The sequence below is a fragment of the Sulfurimonas gotlandica GD1 genome (assembly GCF_000242915.1).
Lineage (GTDB): Bacteria > Campylobacterota > Campylobacteria > Campylobacterales > Sulfurimonadaceae > Sulfurimonas > Sulfurimonas gotlandica.
The window spans coordinates 940141-958111 of sequence record NZ_AFRZ01000001.1; the positions used below are offsets into that span (position 1 = coordinate 940141).

A 17971-nucleotide genomic window follows, 5' to 3' on the forward strand; every position below is an offset into this window, starting at 1 on the left:
AGTAATTAGTATCATATTCAAGCGTCCTTGAATGATTTTTGTGGGGCTCTAAAAGAGCTTATTTTAACAGTGCTTATAAACGACATAAGGGCACTTTTACAAAGAGACAAAATCTCATTGTAAAAGCGCCCAGAATTTGAGAGCCGAAGCTCTCATAAAAAGTGTTAATAGATTACTTAACTTCTACAGTAGCACCAGCTTCTTCAAGCTCTTTTTTAGCTGCTTCAGCAGTTTCTTTATCTACACCCTCTTTAATTGTAGACGGTAATGCTTCAGTTGCTTCTTTTGCTTCTTTAAGACCTAAGCCAGTAAGAGCACGAACAGCTTTAATAACACCAATTTTCTTAGCGCCAGCATCTGTAATAATTACATCAAACTCAGTTTGTTCTTCAGCAGCAGCACCACCAGCAGCAGCGCCACCAGCCATTGCTACAGGTTGTGCAGAAACACCGAATTTTTCCTCAAATTCTTTTACTAATTCAGAAAGTTCTAATACAGAAAGTCCTGAAATAAATTCTAATACGTCTTCTTTAGTTACAGCCATGTGTAATCCTTAATTTTATTTTATTTTTATAGTTTTAACTGCTTAAGCAGCTTCTTTTTTTTGTCTTAGTGCGTCAAGACCAATTGTAAAGTTCGCAATAGGTGCCATCCAAGTAGCAGCAAGCATTGCAAGTAACTCTTCACGTCCTGGAAGTTTAGCGAATGCTTCAACTTTAGAAGCATCTGAAGCTTCACGGTCAACATAAGCAGATTTAATTACAAATTTACTATTTGTTTTAGCAAAATCAGCAGCAACTTTAGATGTTGAAACAGAGTCTTCACCCCAAACTAAAATGTTTGTATCTTTTAGCTCAACACCAGTCAATTCAGCATTTTTAAGTGCTATAGTCGCTAAAGTATTTTTAACAACTTGAACTTTTACCTCTTTAGCACGAGCGCTTTCTCTTAAACTTTCTAATTGAGGAACAGTCAAGCCTTTGTAATCACAAAAGATTACAGCTTGCGCGTCTTTAAACTCAGTAGAAAGTACTTCAATAATTTCAGCTTTTTGTGTTTTTGTCATAGAATTTTCTCCTTTCCAGACAACACTTCAACAGGCATACCACATATGTAGTAAATTAAGCTTTCGCTCCTATATCTCTAGTCCATAAAATGCAGTTACCAAAGTAGTAACTTTATAGTGCCTTAACAAAAATTAAGACACTAAAAATCACTAATATTTATTTAATATCCATTAGTTCACTAGAATCAAGCTTAAGTGCAGGACTCATAGTTAAACTAAGCGCAGCATTTTTAATGTAACGACCTTTTGCAGATGCAGGTTTTTGCTTGTTAATAGCTCTTACAAAAGAAATTAAATTTTCATTAATCTGAGTAGCTTCAAAACTTACTTTACCGATACCAGCATGAATGTTACCTTTTTTATCAACTCTAAAGTTAACTTGACCGCCTTTAACATTTTTAACAGCAGTCGCAACATCTGGAGTAACAGTACCTGTTTTAGGATTTGGCATTAAACCTTTTGGTCCTAAAATACGACCAATTTGACCAACTAGTCCCATACAATCTGGTGCAGCAACAACTACATCAAAATTGAAAATTCCATCTTTTATTTGTTGCACTAAATCATCAGTACCAACTATATCAGCACCTGCTGCTTTAGCTTCATCAGCTTTTACGCCCTTTGCAAAAACAGCAACACGAACTGTTTTACCAGTACCATGAGGAAGAACAACTGCACCACGTATCATTTGATCAGCATGTCTTGGATCAACGTTTAGATTAAGTGCAACTTCAACAGTCTCGTCAAATTTTGCACTTTTAAGGTCTCTTACTGCGCTTGATGCGTCAGTAACGCTATATGCTTTTGTATTATCAATTTTTTCTAATAATTGTTTATATCTTTTACTCATTTTCAAATTCTCCTATGTAATTCTGCCACAAATTTTATAATCATTGTGGTCGATGATTTAATTTTTTAGTCTACTACTTCTATACCGATTGAACGAGCTGAACCAGCTATAATATTAGCAGCCATTTCTTTATTATCAGTGTTTAAATCTTTCATTTTTTGTTCAACAACTTCCATTAATTGAGCACGAGTGATTTTTCCAACTTTATTTTTAAGAGCATTATCACTACCTTTTTTAAGTCCTGCTGCTTTCATAAGTAGCGCAGAAGCTGGTGGTTGTTTAGTAACAAAAGTAAAACTTTTGTCTGTATAAACTGTAATAATAACTGGAACTTTGAATCCCATTTGAGGTTTTGTTTTCTCATTAAATGCTTTAGTAAATTCCATGATGTTAACACCACGTTGTCCTAAAGCTGGTCCTACTGGTGGAGCAGGTGTTGCTGCACCAGCTTGAATATGAAGCTTAATATAGCCTGCAACTTTTTTTGCCATGTTTGTTTCCTTTTTGTGATTTAAATTATTTTTTCAACTTGAGTGTAAGAGATGTCAACCGGAGTTGCTCTACCAAAAATTGAAACGTTTAGTTTTAGAGTACCATGCTCTAAATCATACTCATCTACAGTCGCCGTAAAGTTTGCAAATGGTCCATCAATAATACGAACTGTTTCACCATTATCAAAATAAACTTTTGGTTTAGGTGCTGCACGGTTATTTACACGATCTAAGATAACATTAATATCATGCTCACTAAGAGGTGTCGGTGTATTTGCTTCACCGATAAATCCAGATACTTTTGGTAATGCAGTGATAAGATGCTGAACTTCAGTATTTAAGTCAATATTTGCAAAAACATATCCTGAATATAGTGAACGCTCAGTAATCTTCTTTTTTCCGTCTTTAACTTCGATAACATCTTCAGTAGGAACAATTACCTCTGATATAAAATCTTGTAATCCCATCTCTTCTATCATATTTAAGATAGCTATACGAACAGCTCTCTCGCTACCGTAGGTCTGAATAGAGTACCATTGATGTGCCATGTTTTCTCCTTAACCTAAAATTGCTGACATAACTGATGACATAAATAAGTCAACTAAAGCTAAAAAAGCTGCAATAACAGTAACAACTATTAAAACAGAAATATAAGCTTGCTTAACCTGACCTTTCGTAGGAAAGATTACCTTAGTTAACTCTGATCTTGCATTTCTTATGTGTGTACCTAAATTCATTAAACTTTCCTAAAAGTGCATTGATTATAAATAAAGCTGCTCAGCTTCACTAATAATTAATGGAGTGGCAGGCGTGGAGGGATTCGAACCCCCAGCACCCGGATTTGGAATCCGGTGCTCTACCATTGGAGCTACACGCCTACGTAATTAATAAATAGGACAAAGTCCCATTTAAGACCAAAAAGAGATAAAACTATTACAGCTTCATCTCTTTGTGAGTTGTATGCTCTCTACAGAACTTACAATATTTTCTTACTGAAAATTTTTCAGTATGGATTTTCTTATTTTTAGTTGTGTGATAGTTACGACGAGTACATTTCTCACAACCTAAGTGAATCGCTTCTCTCATGTTAATTTACCTTTAATAGTGATTAGTGCAAAATTCGCGAAAGCGAATTATGCAAGAATCTCAGCAACAACACCAGCACCAACTGTTCTACCACCTTCACGGATAGCGAACTTAGTACCTTGTTCCATTGCAATTGGGTGAATTAACTCAGCAGTAATACTTACGTTATCACCTGGCATAACCATCTCAGTACCTTCTGGTAAAGTGATTGCACCTGTAACATCAGTAGTACGAACGTAGAACTGAGGACGGTAACCGTTGAAGAATGGAGTATGACGACCACCCTCATCTTTACTTAGTACATAGATCTCAGCAGTAAACTTAGTGTGAGGAGTAATAGTACCTGGCTTACAAAGTACTTGACCACGCTCAACATCATCTTTACCGATACCACGAACTAGAATACCACAGTTATCACCAGCAAGAGCTTCGTCCATTTCTTTACGGAACATTTCTATACCAGTTACTGTAGTTTCTTGAGTATCTCTAATTCCAACAATTTGGATTTTGTCAGCAATTTTAACAGTTCCACGCTCGATACGACCTGTAACAACAGTTCCACGACCAGAAATTGAGAAAACATCTTCAACTGGCATTAAGAAATCTCTGTCAGTCTCACGAGGAGGCTCAGGAATAAACTCATCTACAGTTTTCATTAGTTGTTGAATTTTAGCTGACCATTCACCAAGAGTACCAGTTTTTGCTTCAGCAAGAGCTAAAGTTGCAGAACCTGCAGTAATTGGAGTATCATCACCTGGGAAATCATACATATCTAAAAGTTCACGAATTTCCATCTCAACTAGTTCAAGAAGTTCTTCATCGTCAACCATATCTTCTTTATTCATGAAAACAACCATGGCAGGAACACCAATTTGTTTAGATAAAAGAATATGCTCACGAGTTTGTGGCATTGGGCCATCCGCTGCAGAAACAACTAGAATAGCTCCGTCCATTTGAGCAGCACCAGTAATCATGTTCTTAACATAATCGGCGTGACCTGGACAATCAACGTGTGCATAGTGACGAATGTCCGTCTCATACTCAACGTGTGAAGTAGCGATAGTAATACCACGCTCTCTTTCTTCTGGTGCATTATCGATTGCATCGTAATCCATAAGTTCTGCACCGTTAGTTACTGCTAATACCGCAGTAATAGCTGCTGTTAATGTTGTTTTACCATGATCAACGTGACCAATAGTACCAATGTTTACATGCGGTTTATTACGCTCAAACTTTTCTTTTGCCATAGTGTCCTCCGACTTTAATTGTGAATAGAAACGGGATTGTACCCAAAAATCATTCAATTATTGCTTAAATTTAAACTATTATTTTTTAAATGGAGCTCACGAGCGGATTTGAACCGCCGACCTCTTCCTTACCAAGGAAGTGCTCTACCCCTGAGCCACGAGAGCACAGACAGTAATAGTATGAATATACACAAGCAATAATTGCATAATTTTTTTATTTTAATATTAGTTTTTTTTGATTAGATTTAAAGCTATATAGATATTTATATAATATTCTATATATGAAGTAATTTAAGTTGAAATTGTACTTCAGCTTCCAGAAAATATAAGGCTTTCAATGGAGCGGGTGAAGGGATTCGAACCCTCGACAGCCTGCTTGGAAGGCAGGAACTCTAGCCACTGAGTTACACCCGCATGTGCCATTGAAATGGTGGTGAGAAGAGGAGTCGAACCTCTGAACCCGTAGGGAGCGGATTTACAGTCCGCCGTCGTTGGCCACTTGACTATCTCACCAAGTTAATATATCTGGTCTAACACTGTTTCTAATATTCTATTTCAATGGTGCTGGCACGAGGATTTGAACCCCGGGCCTGTTGATTACAAATCAACTGCTCTAGCCAACTGAGCTATGCCAGCATCGAAATTGAGCCAGAATTATAGTGCAAAAGTTTTTCTATGTCAAGGGTTTTTTAGAGAAATTTATAAAATCTTCATCTTTTAATATTATTGGCTCTAATTTACCCATATATTCATGAATTTCTTTAGCGATTTTATCTAAAAAGCTAGGCTTAATATGATTTATGTATAACCTTATGTCATCTCTTTTTATCTTATCTATGCTTTTAAAAAGCAACTGAGGTGTTAAATGTTTACTCTCTTTTGCAAGAATTGGCATACTTGATGGGAACGAGCATTCTATAACTATTGAATTTATATCTTTTCTAGCATCTATCATTTCTATTACATTATCTAAAGAGTAAGTGTCTGCTGTTATTAGTACAGAATCTCCTTCCCTTTTAAATATATATCCACAACTTGGCACTGTATGGTCCGTCTTAAAGGCTTCAAGAGATTCATCTTCATTAAGCGAATACTCTTTATCTAATTCTATTTCTGTATAAGACAATGCAGGTGTATCTGATTTACTAAGAGTAATTTTTGAAAAGTCTGGCCATATCAGATCATTGAAGAAATGTTTTTTAAGAGCTTTAATAGTCCCAGGCAATCCTAAAATATTTAAAGTCTTAGTTCTTAAAGAGAAATAGTTATCCAATATATACGCTATATCGCTAATATGATCTAGATGTGAATGTGTAAGCCATATATTTTCTATATGAATACTTTCTTCATCTAATGTAGCCAATATATTTCCGGCATCTATTACATTGCTCTTATTTAGTAAAAATGAACTTGTACCAAAGCCTTTTGCTCTTGTTCCATAAGCTCCAAGTATTTTGATTTCTTTGGTGTTTACTTCTTTATCAACTACCTTTTCTTCGTATGCATCTTTAAAATGTTCTCTAACTGCCAAGATATCTTCTAAATTTTCAAAGAACAGATCTATTAGTTTTGGATCAAAGTGTTCACCTCTCTCTTCTTTAAAAAGCTTAAATATTCTCTCATCATCCCATGCTTTTTTATAAACTCTATCAGAACCAAGTGCATCGAACACATCAGCCAAAGCAGTAATACGACCATAAATATGAATCTCTTCACCCTTCAACTTTCTTGGGTATCCATTTCCATTCCATTTTTCATGATGCTCATATGCCACTATTGCTGCGGCTTGAAGAAGAGGTCTGTCAGAGTTCTTTATCATGCCGAATCCAAGTTCTGCATGAGTGTCCATTACTTTTCTCTCCTCATCGTTAAAACGACCAGGCTTTTTTAGTATTGCATCCGGGATTGCAACCTTCCCAATATCATGCATAGGACTAGCTTGCTTCAAAAGTTCAGCTTCTTTTGCTTCCATCCCATACGCTAGTCCTAAAATTCTTGAATACTCTGCAACTCTCTTTACATGGTTACCAGTCTCTTTACTTCTACTCTCACCAATAGCACCCATTGTAAAGACAACTTCTTTTTGCGTATCTTCTATCTCATTTGTTAGACGTGCAGATACAAGAGTCTCAGCCGCGTATGTACTAGCCAACATAAGACGTTCCATATCTCTTGTGTCAAACAGACCTTTTTCACCCTTATGATTAATAACTTGAAATGCGCCAATGATCTCATCATCATTATCAAACATTGGAATCACCATCATACTTTTTGTACGGTAACCTGTTTTCTTATCTATATCAGGATTAAATCTGTCATCAAGGTAAACATCATCAATAATTATTTTTTTACCAGTTGTAATAGAACTACCGACTATTCCAGAGTCTATTGGAAGTCTTATAGCATCAATACCGTGAGCTACCTTTGTCCAAATCTCTTGTTTTTCTTCATCTACAACCCATACCGTACATCTGTCTGCAGAAGTTAGTGCTCTACCCATGTTTGCAAGAACCATTATAATGTCATTGTATGCTCTCAGAGAAGAGACCTCAGTCAGGTATGTAAATATCATTTGTAGTATTTCGTTAGCACCTAAGCTTCTTGCATGTTTCATTATAATTACCTCACTACTTTGTTGTCATTTTGTGAACACCCCATGGCTGTTCATCTTTAATATGTGGTAGAAAATACTTTGATGGATGATCATCATAATCTTTAACTAATCTATCAAATAATACTTCTGCTTTTTTAAAGTCACCACTCTTATATATTCTAAGTGCCTCGTCATATAGTTTTTTAATCTCTCTTGATTTATCACTATCTGGCATAAGCTCATGCAGAAGTACTGCTTCATCTTTACCTTTTACTTTTACTGGTTCTATCTCTCTATGTATAAACTTATCACTGATTTTTGCTACGGTAAACTCTGTAATCAAAATATTTACACCATAGTTTTTTGTCAGACCTTCTACTCTAGATGCAAGGTTTACACCATCTCCAATAACAGTATAGTTAAACCTAGTATCTGAACCCATATTCCCAACGACTACATCTGCCGTATTTATTCCTATACCTATTCGGATTGGATTTATACCTTCAAGAGCCAACTCTTCATTTAGTACATCAAGTTTTTCTATCATCTCTAAAGCACTCTTACATGATGCATCTGCATGATCTTTAATATCAACAGGAGCATTAAAAAACGCCATAACAGCATCTCCAATATATTTATCAAGCATTCCACCATTATCTAAAACTGCATTTGTCATAGGAGTGAAGTATCTATTTAAGAGAGTAATCAAACTAACAGGATCCATAGATTCTGAGATAGTTGTAAATCCACGTATATCACTAAAGAGGATGCTAAGCTCTTTACTCTCACCACCAAGAGCTAGTGCTTCAGGGTTTTCTATAAGCTTGTCGAGCAAATCTCCAGAGAGGTAACTTGAAAAAGCACCACGCATAAACTTACCGCTTTGTTCCTGCAAGTTAAAAGCAATAGCCTCTACGGCGACCAAACTCAGCACTAAAGATATTAAAGGATAAAAAAGATCAATATAGATCATGTCAGTTACGAACAAATATCTTATGTAAGCATATACTATTAGATAGACAATTATATTGATAACTACTCTATGTAAAATCTTTTTAAATAGAAGTACTAAAATAAACGGTAGCAGAACCATCAAAACAATCAACAATGGAGTTATATTCTTTGGTTCTTTAATAAGATGGTTTTCCAGCAGGTTAGATATAAAAGTATAATGAAGCAGTGGACCAGGCATAGAGCCCATCGGTGTACTAACTACATCACCGGCACCAACATCAGTAATTCCAAGAATAACCATTTTGCCTCTGAAATATTCCTGTTTAATCTTGCCAGTTGCAACATCTAAGAACGATACTACATTATACTGCTCTGGATTGTAAAAGTTAAGTCTTATAAAACCCTTCTTATTTACTCCTATTATACGTTCATTTATCTCTATATGAGATTCGTCTACTCTCTTAACATCCTTGTTAAACTTTAATCTAAGACCCTGCATTGCTAAAGATGGATATAGAATATTTTGAAAATATACAGCTATAGGATATGATCGAAGAAGATGATCACTCTCGCTAAGAGTAGAAAAACTTCCGCTCAAAGAACACGCTTGCAAAATAGGAACAATATTCATCTCTGCAAAAGGTGCGTGAACAAACTGAGGATTTTTAAATTCAGAGATTTGTGACTGAAGCAGATCAAGAGATGAATCACCTAAAATCTCTAACTCTTCATTACTTATATTCTGAGTAGATTTAGCTCTTAAAAAGAAACCGCATACACTGGAGTTAAGTCCCAAAAGAGACTCTGCCAATGCAGAGTCTTGCTCCTGCGAAGTTGGCTCTGAAAAGATCATATCCATCAAAACTACATCAGCTTCTAAAAGACCGTCTATCCCCTTCGCAATTATCTCTCTCTTCCAAGGCCATCTGCCAAACTCATTTACGCTTGGCTCATCAACAGCTACAAAGACAATATCTTTGCTAGGAGTTTTTTTCTGAAGGTCGAAATTTATATCGTTGTAACGTAGCGAAAAGCTCTCAAACGGTTCAACCTTATACATTTGTAACAGTAATGTTATAAGTAATATAGGTATTAAAACACCAAGATAGAGAAGTTTTTCTTTCATTTAATCTACTTTATAGATCCCATAAGTTTCTCAAAACGTTCAAACTCTGCGTCATCTTCTTTAGTCCAAGCACTCTCATTAACTTTTTTACCATCAAAAGAGATTGTGTTTCCGGCTTGAAGATCAAACTCTTTAGTCATGAGAGCTGCGCCTTTGTTTTGCTCGTTCAGGTATTTTTGATATGCCGCTTCTTGTTCTGACAAGTACTTATTGTACTCTGCCTGAACTGCCTTTCTGTAAAGTTCAAACTCTTCTTTTATACTTTGGATTCCAACTACACCCTCTTTTAGTTTTACAGAAGCCTTTTCTCCAGAGTCAACGATGAAAGTAGTTCCCTTAATCCCGATAATGGCGAAAGGAGTTTTAACTTTAAGAGAGTTCTTTGCATCTCGTGAAGTGATTTTATAAAAAACTTTACCTTCTGTTTGTTCTGCCAAGTTTGCTGAAGAAAAGTGTAAAGTAGAACTTGCATCAAGAACCAGAGTCGAACCGTCTAAAAGCTTTATAATCGCATTTGCTTCTTTAGAAGTAGTGATTAAGTCACCTTTTTTTACTTCTAAGCCCTTGCTAACTTGACTCTTTTTAAATGAGCCCTCACTCTTAATTTTTACATTTCCTTTTACTAGATAAACACTTCCTATAGCTGAACTTGCACTCGCTACTGTAACAGATAATAAAGCTATAAAAAGAGATATTAAAATTTTCTTCACAATAAACCCCTATATTCATTTTTACCTATTATATCATTTAAATTGATACAATTAGATAAAAATATAACGACACAAAACACAAGGATAGATATGCTAAAAATACTGTTTTCACCATCAGAAGGCAAAAATAGCGGTGGTGAAGAGACTCCTAAAGAGCTTCTTGGTTCTAACGACGCGAGGAAAGATATTTTAAATGAATACAACAGCATCGTTATGAGTAGCGATGAAGAAGCTATTAAAAATCTCTTTGGTTTTAAAAAAATGAGCGATTGTGAAGCTTATGTAAACGATCTGTTCAACTCTCCACTTATGTCTGCAATAGAGAGGTATCAAGGCGTAGCTTATGACTATTTGGACATAAACACTTTAGATGCACAGCAAGTAGAGTATCTAAAGAAAAATACTATAATCTTCTCAAACCTCTACGGCCCTATCCTCGGTGGAGATGCAATTGCAAACTATAAAGTAAAACAGGGGAATGATATTGGTAGTATAGTTCCAGACAAATTTTACAAAGATAGATTTACGTATCAGTTAGATTTGTACTTAAACAACGATGACATTCTAGACCTTCGTGCAGGTTACTACGACAAGTTTTACAAAGTGACAAAGCCATACACTACTCTGAAGTTTTTAAAAGATGGCAAGACTGTAAGTCACTGGGCCAAAGCATATAGAGGTTTGGTTTTAAGAGCGCTTGCAAAGGGCAACATAAACTCTATGGAAGAGTTCATGTCTTTAGAGATAGACGGACTTCAGATTAAAGAGATAAAAGTTATCAAGAATAAAACAGAGATTGTATATAATATCGTTTAATTAAAAGGAAGTCCATTTGCAAGATTCACAAGAATATAAAGATAAAAAAGCATATTTTGATAAGATAATTACACTTTACGGCAGAAATGTTGTTGTAGAAGTACTCCAAGACTCATCCGTTGAAGTTCACAAACTACACATGGCATCTAGCAACAAACCCGATGGAGCTATAAAGACTATCTTAGCACTTGCAAAGACAAGAAAGATAGAGATTACTTACCATGAGAAAAGCTCTCTTAGCAGAATAAGTAAAAATGCAAAGCAAGACCAAGGTGTTGCCGTAGACATTATCGCTCAGACTTACAAGAGTGCTCACGAAATTAAAGATATGAAAAGCTTTAGACTTATAGCACTTGACGGCATCCAAAATCCTCAAAATCTAGGGATGATTATTCGTTCATGTGCTGCTGGGAATGTAGATGGAATCATACTTCCTAAAAAGAGTTCTGCAAAAATATCTCCACTTGTAATCAAAGCAAGTTCAGGAACGCTTTTTAAACTTCCAATTTATTACTGTAATACTCTTGATGAAATTTTTCCAGACCTAGATGCAGATACGAGAATATACTCTCTATCATCACATGCAAAAACTAGCATCTATGATGTTGTACCAACAGAAAAATCAATATTTGTTTTAGGAAATGAGAGTGATGGAGTGAGTCCTGAGGTTGAAAAACTTTGTAATGACTCAATAAGTATACCGATGCAAAGAGGAGTTGAGTCACTCAATGTTGCAGTGACCGCATCTCTTCTAGCATTTATGAAATAAGGCTACTTAACTAGCCTTTTTATAACATCTTACGTAAAATGTGTCATCCATCTTTTCTCTATTGAATGCACCCGATAAAAAGTTCACTACAAATGCCTCTTTACTTGTTGCATGTCCAAATGTCTTAGATGACCAGTAGTTGTCAGATACTACATATTGGAAATTTCCTGAGATAGTAGGATTGTACACTTTTGTATCTATGATTGAAAAGAGTTCTACAAAACCTGGTAACTCCCAAGACTTATGTCCGTCTAGTTCTAAGTTTTTACAATAACCTACTGCTTCTTCAAAACTTCTCTTTGTTGTTGAAACATCTTTTGTGTCTTGCCATAGATAGTTTGTTTTTGTATCTTTGATAGTATTTTCAGAGTTCTTAACAATATCAGCGTTTGCAGTGAATGCTATACATAAAGATAAGATTAATATTTTTAATTGTTTCATTAAAAATCCTTATAATTTTAAGTTTGCTGATTGTAACCATATTGATTTGAAATGTGACTTAAGTAAAAAATATTTTACTAAAATATTAAATCTTCCTCAGAATCCTATCAAGAACACTTGTAGATAAAACTCTTTTAAATCCTCCAAGTAGATGCGTAGCCAGAGTGTTGTAGTATCTGGGTTGTGGTTTTTTGGATTCTAGTGCGTGGAGTATATTTTTTATAACAACGTCAGAGTTTTTTGTGAAGGGGTCATTGTCTTTTTCTTTTACAGTGAGCAGCTCTTCGTTGTATTCTTTCTCAAAAATACTTCCTTCTGAGACTACATTTTTTTTAAACATCTTTATAGCATTTTTTCGAAAGTCTGAACGGACTGGTCCTGTGTTTATGGTACATACATAAATATCTGTCTCCATAAGTTCTAGGCGTAGTGTGTCACAGAGACCTTCTATAGCATATTTTGAAGCGTTGTAGGCTCCACGAAAACGAAGCGAGATGATTCCTAAAACAGAGGAGTGCTGAATGATTCTTCCATAGCCTTGTTTTCTCATAATTTTGATGGCTTGACGTGTAAGTTCATGAAGTCCAAAAAGGTTAGTCTCAAACTGCTCTCTTAAAACATCAGTAGTTATATCTTCTACAGCTCCGGGTTGTCCGTAGCCTGCGTTGTTAAATACTGCGTAAAGTTCTGCTCCATCTTTTGTAATGTTGTTTAGAACTTCTGTTATGGCATCTGCAGAAGTAACATCAAGCAAAAAAGTCTCTAGACCTTCATCTTGAAGTCTTTTTACATCCTCTGCATCTCTAGCAGATGCATAAACCTTATAACCGTTGTTGTGTAGGTAGTGAGCAGTGTCGTAGCCTATACCGCTAGAACAACCAGTTATTAAGATGTTTTTTTTCAAGAAGTCATAATCTCGTAAGGTCTTTTTATCTCACTGATAACCTCATCGACACTCATGTGACGAGATTTACGTAAGAACTCTTTGCCGTCTAAATATACTAAAACAGTAGGTATCGCATAGACATTAAAAAAAGGAGCTATATCTTCACTCTCTGAGATATCTACACTCTCTACTTTAAAGTCTGTGAAGTTAGCATCTAGAGCATCCATGAGTTTAGGTTTTAACGCATGACATACGTTACAAGTCGGTGCTGAAAAGTAGACCATTACAGCTAAGTTTTCTTTTATAGTGTTATTTATATTTTCAATTGTTTGCATGGAGAGATTATATTATAATACCACTATGAGTTCAATAATATTTTCAATTCTTGGTATATATATTTTTATTGTCGTGGGTTTCATCGCTAAGATGAGTTTTAAAGACCAGATTGACGATAAGACTATTACACTTATAAATGTCTATTTCCTGCAAGTCTTTTTAACTTTTTGGGGACTTCTTATCCGTCCTATCGACATCACACTTCTTTACGCTCCTAGCATCTACCTTGGCATCGTTGTCGTACTTCTTTTAGTCTCAGTTGTAGTTGCTAAAAAACTATTTGAATCTCCAAAAGAGTACTCCATCGCAACAGTTGCCGCCATCATAGGAAACACAGGAAACCTTGGCATCCCCATAAACATAGCTATCTTTGGTGAAGAGTCCATTCCCTACACGACAGTAGTAAACCTTATGAATGTTTTTGTGGTCTATACTGTAGGTGTTTTTTACTATTCTCGTGGAAGCTTTGATACTAAGACATCTCTACTAAACATCGTAAAACTTCCTATCCTTTGGGCGGCAATACTAGCCATACTTCTTAGCATCTACGGATACAAACCTTCAGGTGTAGTTTTAAATACTCTGATGATGGGGGCTTATGCATCTATGACTATGCAGCTCTTTCTCTTTGGCATCTATCTCTATGGGACTAAGATTCAGGAGATCAGTAAGACCTTAGTGATTTGGGTCTTAACATTTAAGTTCCTGCTACTTCCTGCTATTGCCTTTTTAGTTCTAGTAAATATAGAACTTGACCCTATGATAAAAGGAATCATCTTTATAGAGCTGATGATGCCGCTAGCTGTCGCAAATGTAAATCTTGCATCTCTATATGACTGTAGCCCAAGAGTCGTGACTGCTTTAGTATTTTTGTCTTCAGTAGTTTTCTTGGGAGTTATATTTGTAGCTGTGGAAGTTTTGGCTTACTTATAACCTAAGCTGCAAATAACAACTTAGATTAATCTCTACACTAATTATTTTTTTCATTAGGCATATTGGTAGGTAAAGCATATGGTGTTGTGCAGATAGGTTTTCCCATCGAGACCGATCCACCATTCGGTCTCCCAATTTTTGACTTTTCACATATAAATTTAAATAATCTATGTGCTTGTGTTTCAGGAACAATAATTTGTACAAATTTCATTGAACTTCCATTACTTATCTTCGTTGATGATTTAGAGACAAATTGACCACGACAACCGGTACTGTCTGCCACTTCTATCCCCTCTTCTTCTCGTAAACTTCGCATCAACTCCCGATCAACTCCATCATCAGGTAGTATACAGGTTATGAGTCTTACATCTTGTAGATGATCTTTTGCAAAAGTATGGAAATCAGAACTCATTGTGGCCCTTCCTTTTCTAAAGTACTCAGAACAGCCTCAGGTATATAAGTAGCAACTTTATCAAGAGCGGTTGCATAAACAACACCAGCTCCAGGTCTGTTAAGACCGAGCTTCGTGTATAAATGATGAATAAGTAAATCACGGTTTTCTATTGAAGTCATCATAGTCACGACATCTTTGTCAACCTCTACAGCAATCCCCCAAAGACCTAGACGTTCACGAATACCCGCACCTCTAGCATTAAAAATTATTTCACCACTCACCCCAACTTCACGTGCCATGGCAACAACTTTTTCTCCAGATCCATGCTTAACGATGCATGTCACTGCAACAACATCCGATAAATACGTAATATTAGTTTTCATATAACACCTTCTACCACTTCAAGAGTGGATGATTTTTGATTTTTACCAGATTGCTTGAGAAGTGACTTCTCTTTATAACTCGACCATTGTCCAAATATTAAAACAGAAAGAATTGGGCCGATTGATGCCATACACAAAATACCAAACCCTTCAACAGCATGAGTAGCAGTCCCAAAACCAAGACCCAAAGCTAAAACAAGAGGAACAGTCACTGGACCCGTTGTTACACCAGCACTATCCCATGCAATATTTACAAGTGTTTCGCTTGAAATCACAGTTAAAAAAATAGCCAAAGAATAACCACCAACTAGTAACCAAACCAAAGGCAGGTTAAAAATCAACTTGGCAAGTCCCAAAGCAATACCAAAAGCTACTCCAAAAGAGACAGTGATAATAAGCTCTTTTTTCTTAATCATTCCATTCGTCAACTCTTCAGCTGTAATTCCAAGTGCAGACAAAGCAGGTTCTGCAATTGTAGCCCCAAACCCAAGAAACCATGCAAATACTATAGCTAACATCAATCCAAATCCATAATTATACAGAGGTGAGTTTGGCATTCCATCTACCAGCATAAATGCAGTTGGAACAAAACTTCCTGCCGTGCTTCCTAGCATTGACAAGCCATAAGTCAGACCAATATTAAACACACACATTCCAGCAACAGTCAATCCTATCCCAAAAAATATTTCTGCTTGTTTTTGTAGACGTTTACGTAAGATAACACTCAAGATTAAAAAAAGAAAAGCGACCAAAGGTAAGATAGCACGAATACCTGAAATAACTTCAACAACTGGACTGCGCTCATACCAAGCAATTGCTTCTGAACCTGCCATAGTGGATAGACCTTGTGCAGCTTGTATGATTTCCATAGGAGATTGGACAGAAGCCACATAAAGCGTCAACAAGAGGACTCCGACAACGGGGAAAAGAGATGCCAAAGTGACAATACCAAAACCGGAAAGACCACCTTCTCCCTTTCCTGCGGCGGCAGAAATACCTACGCCAAGAGCCAAAACTAAAGGTACTGTAACAGGTCCTGTCGTGACTGCACCCGCATCCCAAGCAAGACCAAGTACAGCATTAAGCTGAGGATCACTTGTCATGTATAGCGTTGGAATCATCACTGCAGCCAATGAGGCATAGATAAACGGTTTTAAACTCCATCCATACAATAACCTAAGCGTTCCAATCACCGTAGCCAGTCCTACAGAAACACCAACGACTAACACTAGTACACCGGAGTAGTCATTAAGTAAAGTGAACAGATAAGGAGCTTTTTCAACCGATACAATTTGCCCAGCCATTTTCAAAGCCCCGATTGCAGGTTCAGCGAAGGTGACACCAACACCCAACAATAAGGCAATTATTAAGACAAAAGGCAAGGCGAGTTTCCGTGGTAAAGTTTCACCGATAATCGCACCTAAAGGCATTAGCCCAATTTTAAGTCCTTCCATAAACAGCATTAGTCCGACAATAACTGCAAACATACCGCCTACAATAAACCAACCACCTTCTACCAATTGACGAAGGATTAAAACTTGGAACAACATAAGATAAAGAGCCAAAGGAACCACTGCACTAACTTGTTCCATAATACGAGAAGACAAGAAAGGACGAAGTAGAGCTAGCTTTTCACGTGCTTTAAGGGTTAATCTAGAATAGCGATGTGGGATAAGTATACCACTTGAGTCAAACTCAATATTTGGTAAAATGTCATTGTACCGTACCTCAGAAACTTGTGTTCCAGTTGCTCGAGTATACTGAGAATAACTGAAGGTTTGAATATCTTCAGTAGTATCAGAGGGTGTAGTGTCTTCATTCATATCGATTCCTTGATTAGTAATAATTAACTAAACTTGAAAATATCTGTATAAATAGTTTTGGCAACTAGAGAAAAGTTCTCTAGTTAGCCATCGTTTGTAATAGAAGTGATAAGTTCTTTTAAAACATCTTCACATTTATCATTGTCTATCTGACAAGTACCAGCAGCACCGTGACCACCACCGCCATATTTATACATTAGCTCGCCAACATTAGTTTTTGAACCTCTATCGATGATTGATTTACCTGTTGCAAAAACTGTGTTTTGTTTTAGGAATCCCCAAAGTACATGTATAGAAATATTTATCTCAGGGAACATTGCATATATCATAAAACGATTACCCGGGTAGATGATCTCTTCATCTCTTAAATCAAGAACAATCAAGTTATCATGAACAGTAGAACATCTCTCTAACTGATCTTTAAACTCGCCTGCATATTTGTTAAATAGATCAACTCTCTCTTTTACATCAGGAAGAGTCATAATATCTTCTATTCCGTGGTCATGACAGTAGTCAATAAGATCCATCATAAGATCATAGTTTGAGATTCTAAAATCTCTAAATCTTCCAAGACCTGTACGTGAATCCATCAAGAAGCTGAGTAGATCCCAGCCTTTAGGATTTAAAATATCTTCTTTTGAGAACTGAGCCGAATCTGCTTTATCAACTGCAACCATCATGTCTTCACGAATCATAGAGAGGTCGTTGTCTTTAACATAGTGATCATAGACAACACGAGCAGCAGATGGAGCATCTGCGATAATTATGTGATTGTCAGCTTTTTCATTACGAACAGTTTCACTCTCATGGTGATCAAAAACTAAGTGAGCTTGTGGAACATAAGGCAGATTTGTGATGATATCATTCTCAGTAATAACTATCGTACCGTCTTGCATATCTTTTGGATGCACAAACTTAATATCATCTATCAACTCTAACTGTTTTAAAATTACAGCACAAACAAGACCATCCATATCACTTCTAGTGACTAAACGAAACTTTTTACTCATAGTTATTACCTTCTAATTTATAATTGCCTTGATTATATATCAATGTTATTAAAGTTC

Annotated in this window: 21 protein-coding genes and 5 tRNA genes; 3 read left to right on the top strand and 23 right to left on the bottom strand. The window is 36.1% G+C overall.

The genetic code is table 11. The features are described 5' to 3' along the window. Positions 1-172: 172 nt before the first annotated feature. The 16 genes from rplL to SMGD1_RS04530 form a co-directional block, all read right to left on the bottom strand. Complete coding sequence (rplL, locus tag SMGD1_RS04460) at positions 173-544, bottom strand: 50S ribosomal protein L7/L12 (protein ID WP_008338903.1); 372 nt, start codon at positions 542-544, stop codon at positions 173-175. Between the two features lie 42 nt (positions 545-586). Then, complete coding sequence (gene rplJ / locus SMGD1_RS04465; RefSeq protein WP_008339073.1) at positions 587-1066, bottom strand: 50S ribosomal protein L10; 480 nt, start codon at positions 1064-1066, stop codon at positions 587-589. A gap of 157 nt (positions 1067-1223) precedes the next feature. Next, complete coding sequence (gene rplA, locus SMGD1_RS04470) at positions 1224-1916, bottom strand: 50S ribosomal protein L1 (RefSeq protein ID WP_008339163.1); 693 nt, start codon at positions 1914-1916, stop codon at positions 1224-1226. Between the two features lie 65 nt (positions 1917-1981). Continuing rightward, on the bottom strand, positions 1982-2407 hold the full coding sequence (gene rplK / locus SMGD1_RS04475) for a 50S ribosomal protein L11 (RefSeq protein ID WP_008339177.1): 426 nt from the start codon (positions 2405-2407) through the stop codon (positions 1982-1984). A gap of 20 nt (positions 2408-2427) precedes the next feature. Further along, complete coding sequence (nusG, locus tag SMGD1_RS04480) at positions 2428-2955, bottom strand: transcription termination/antitermination protein NusG (protein ID WP_008338895.1); 528 nt, start codon at positions 2953-2955, stop codon at positions 2428-2430. A gap of 9 nt (positions 2956-2964) precedes the next feature. Then, positions 2965-3144 carry a preprotein translocase subunit SecE gene (gene secE / locus SMGD1_RS04485; protein ID WP_008339026.1) on the bottom strand — a complete coding sequence of 60 codons (180 nt, stop codon included), beginning with the start codon at positions 3142-3144 and terminating at the stop codon, positions 2965-2967. 65 nt (positions 3145-3209) lie between these two features. Further along, positions 3210-3285, bottom strand: a tRNA-Trp gene (locus SMGD1_RS04490). A gap of 55 nt (positions 3286-3340) precedes the next feature. Continuing rightward, the gene (gene rpmG / locus SMGD1_RS14550; protein WP_008338881.1) at positions 3341-3493 is read right to left on the bottom strand and encodes a 50S ribosomal protein L33; all 153 of its coding nucleotides are present in this window, start codon (positions 3491-3493) and stop codon (positions 3341-3343) included. Positions 3494-3540: 47 nt separating this feature from the next. Next, on the bottom strand, positions 3541-4740 hold the full coding sequence (gene tuf / locus SMGD1_RS04495; protein ID WP_008339112.1) for an elongation factor Tu: 1200 nt from the start codon (positions 4738-4740) through the stop codon (positions 3541-3543). 90 nt (positions 4741-4830) lie between these two features. Continuing rightward, positions 4831-4905: transfer RNA gene (locus SMGD1_RS04500), tRNA-Thr, on the bottom strand. Between the two features lie 173 nt (positions 4906-5078). After that, positions 5079-5154: transfer RNA gene (locus tag SMGD1_RS04505), tRNA-Gly, on the bottom strand. 14 nt (positions 5155-5168) lie between these two features. After that, a tRNA-Tyr gene (locus SMGD1_RS04510) sits at positions 5169-5253 on the bottom strand. Between the two features lie 46 nt (positions 5254-5299). Continuing rightward, a tRNA-Thr gene (locus tag SMGD1_RS04515) sits at positions 5300-5376 on the bottom strand. Between the two features lie 37 nt (positions 5377-5413). Next, positions 5414-7354, bottom strand: coding sequence for an HD domain-containing phosphohydrolase (locus tag SMGD1_RS04520; protein WP_008339174.1), 1941 nt, complete (start codon positions 7352-7354; stop codon positions 5414-5416). Positions 7355-7367: 13 nt separating this feature from the next. Next, a complete protein-coding gene (locus SMGD1_RS04525; RefSeq protein ID WP_008339047.1) occupies positions 7368-9413 on the bottom strand; it encodes an adenylate/guanylate cyclase domain-containing protein in 2046 nt (681 codons plus the stop codon). 5 nt (positions 9414-9418) lie between these two features. After that, positions 9419-10123: a FecR family protein gene (locus SMGD1_RS04530; RefSeq protein ID WP_008338973.1), complete on the bottom strand. Its 705-nt coding sequence runs from the start codon at positions 10121-10123 to the stop codon at positions 9419-9421. 90 nt (positions 10124-10213) lie between these two features. Between SMGD1_RS04530 and SMGD1_RS04535 the strand changes: the two genes are divergently transcribed. Both SMGD1_RS04535 and SMGD1_RS04540 read left to right on the top strand, forming a co-directional pair. Continuing rightward, positions 10214-10939, top strand: coding sequence for a YaaA family protein (locus tag SMGD1_RS04535; protein WP_008338702.1), 726 nt, complete (start codon positions 10214-10216; stop codon positions 10937-10939). Positions 10940-10955: 16 nt separating this feature from the next. Then, positions 10956-11708, top strand: a complete 753-nt coding sequence (locus SMGD1_RS04540; RefSeq protein ID WP_008338769.1) for a TrmH family RNA methyltransferase — start codon at positions 10956-10958, stop codon at positions 11706-11708. Positions 11709-11714: 6 nt separating this feature from the next. On the opposite strand, the gene SMGD1_RS04545 is transcribed toward SMGD1_RS04540, so the two are convergent. The 3 genes from SMGD1_RS04545 to SMGD1_RS04555 form a co-directional block, all read right to left on the bottom strand. After that, positions 11715-12149 carry an Lcl C-terminal domain-containing protein gene (locus tag SMGD1_RS04545; RefSeq protein ID WP_008338941.1) on the bottom strand — a complete coding sequence of 145 codons (435 nt, stop codon included), beginning with the start codon at positions 12147-12149 and terminating at the stop codon, positions 11715-11717. Positions 12150-12234: 85 nt separating this feature from the next. Next, positions 12235-13053 carry an SDR family NAD(P)-dependent oxidoreductase gene (locus SMGD1_RS04550; RefSeq protein ID WP_008339094.1) on the bottom strand — a complete coding sequence of 273 codons (819 nt, stop codon included), beginning with the start codon at positions 13051-13053 and terminating at the stop codon, positions 12235-12237. Beyond that, positions 13050-13370 (bottom strand): thioredoxin family protein, encoded by a 321-nt coding sequence (locus SMGD1_RS04555; protein WP_008339155.1) that lies wholly within the window; start codon positions 13368-13370, stop codon positions 13050-13052. Before SMGD1_RS04555 ends, SMGD1_RS04550 begins: the two co-directional genes overlap by 4 nt. Before the next feature lie 25 nt (positions 13371-13395). On the opposite strand from SMGD1_RS04555, the gene SMGD1_RS04560 reads away from it, so the two are divergent. Continuing rightward, positions 13396-14304, top strand: a complete 909-nt coding sequence (locus SMGD1_RS04560) for an AEC family transporter (protein ID WP_139064123.1) — start codon at positions 13396-13398, stop codon at positions 14302-14304. A 37-nt stretch (positions 14305-14341) separates the two neighbouring features. Here the strand turns inward: SMGD1_RS04560 and SMGD1_RS04565 are convergent, their stop codons facing one another. From SMGD1_RS04565 to SMGD1_RS04580, 4 genes are all read right to left on the bottom strand, one after another. Next, positions 14342-14716, bottom strand: coding sequence for a hypothetical protein (locus SMGD1_RS04565; protein ID WP_008338767.1), 375 nt, complete (start codon positions 14714-14716; stop codon positions 14342-14344). Continuing rightward, complete coding sequence (locus SMGD1_RS04570) at positions 14713-15042, bottom strand: transcriptional regulator (RefSeq protein WP_139064124.1); 330 nt, start codon at positions 15040-15042, stop codon at positions 14713-14715. Before SMGD1_RS04570 ends, SMGD1_RS04565 begins: the two co-directional genes overlap by 4 nt. 35 nt (positions 15043-15077) lie before the next feature. Then, entirely contained in the window at positions 15078-16904 is a 1827-nt protein-coding gene (locus SMGD1_RS04575) for a DUF1538 domain-containing protein (protein WP_008339082.1), read from the bottom strand. Between the two features lie 83 nt (positions 16905-16987). Beyond that, the gene (locus SMGD1_RS04580; RefSeq protein WP_008338992.1) at positions 16988-17914 is read right to left on the bottom strand and encodes an exopolyphosphatase; all 927 of its coding nucleotides are present in this window, start codon (positions 17912-17914) and stop codon (positions 16988-16990) included. Between the last annotated feature and the right edge of the window lie 57 nt (positions 17915-17971).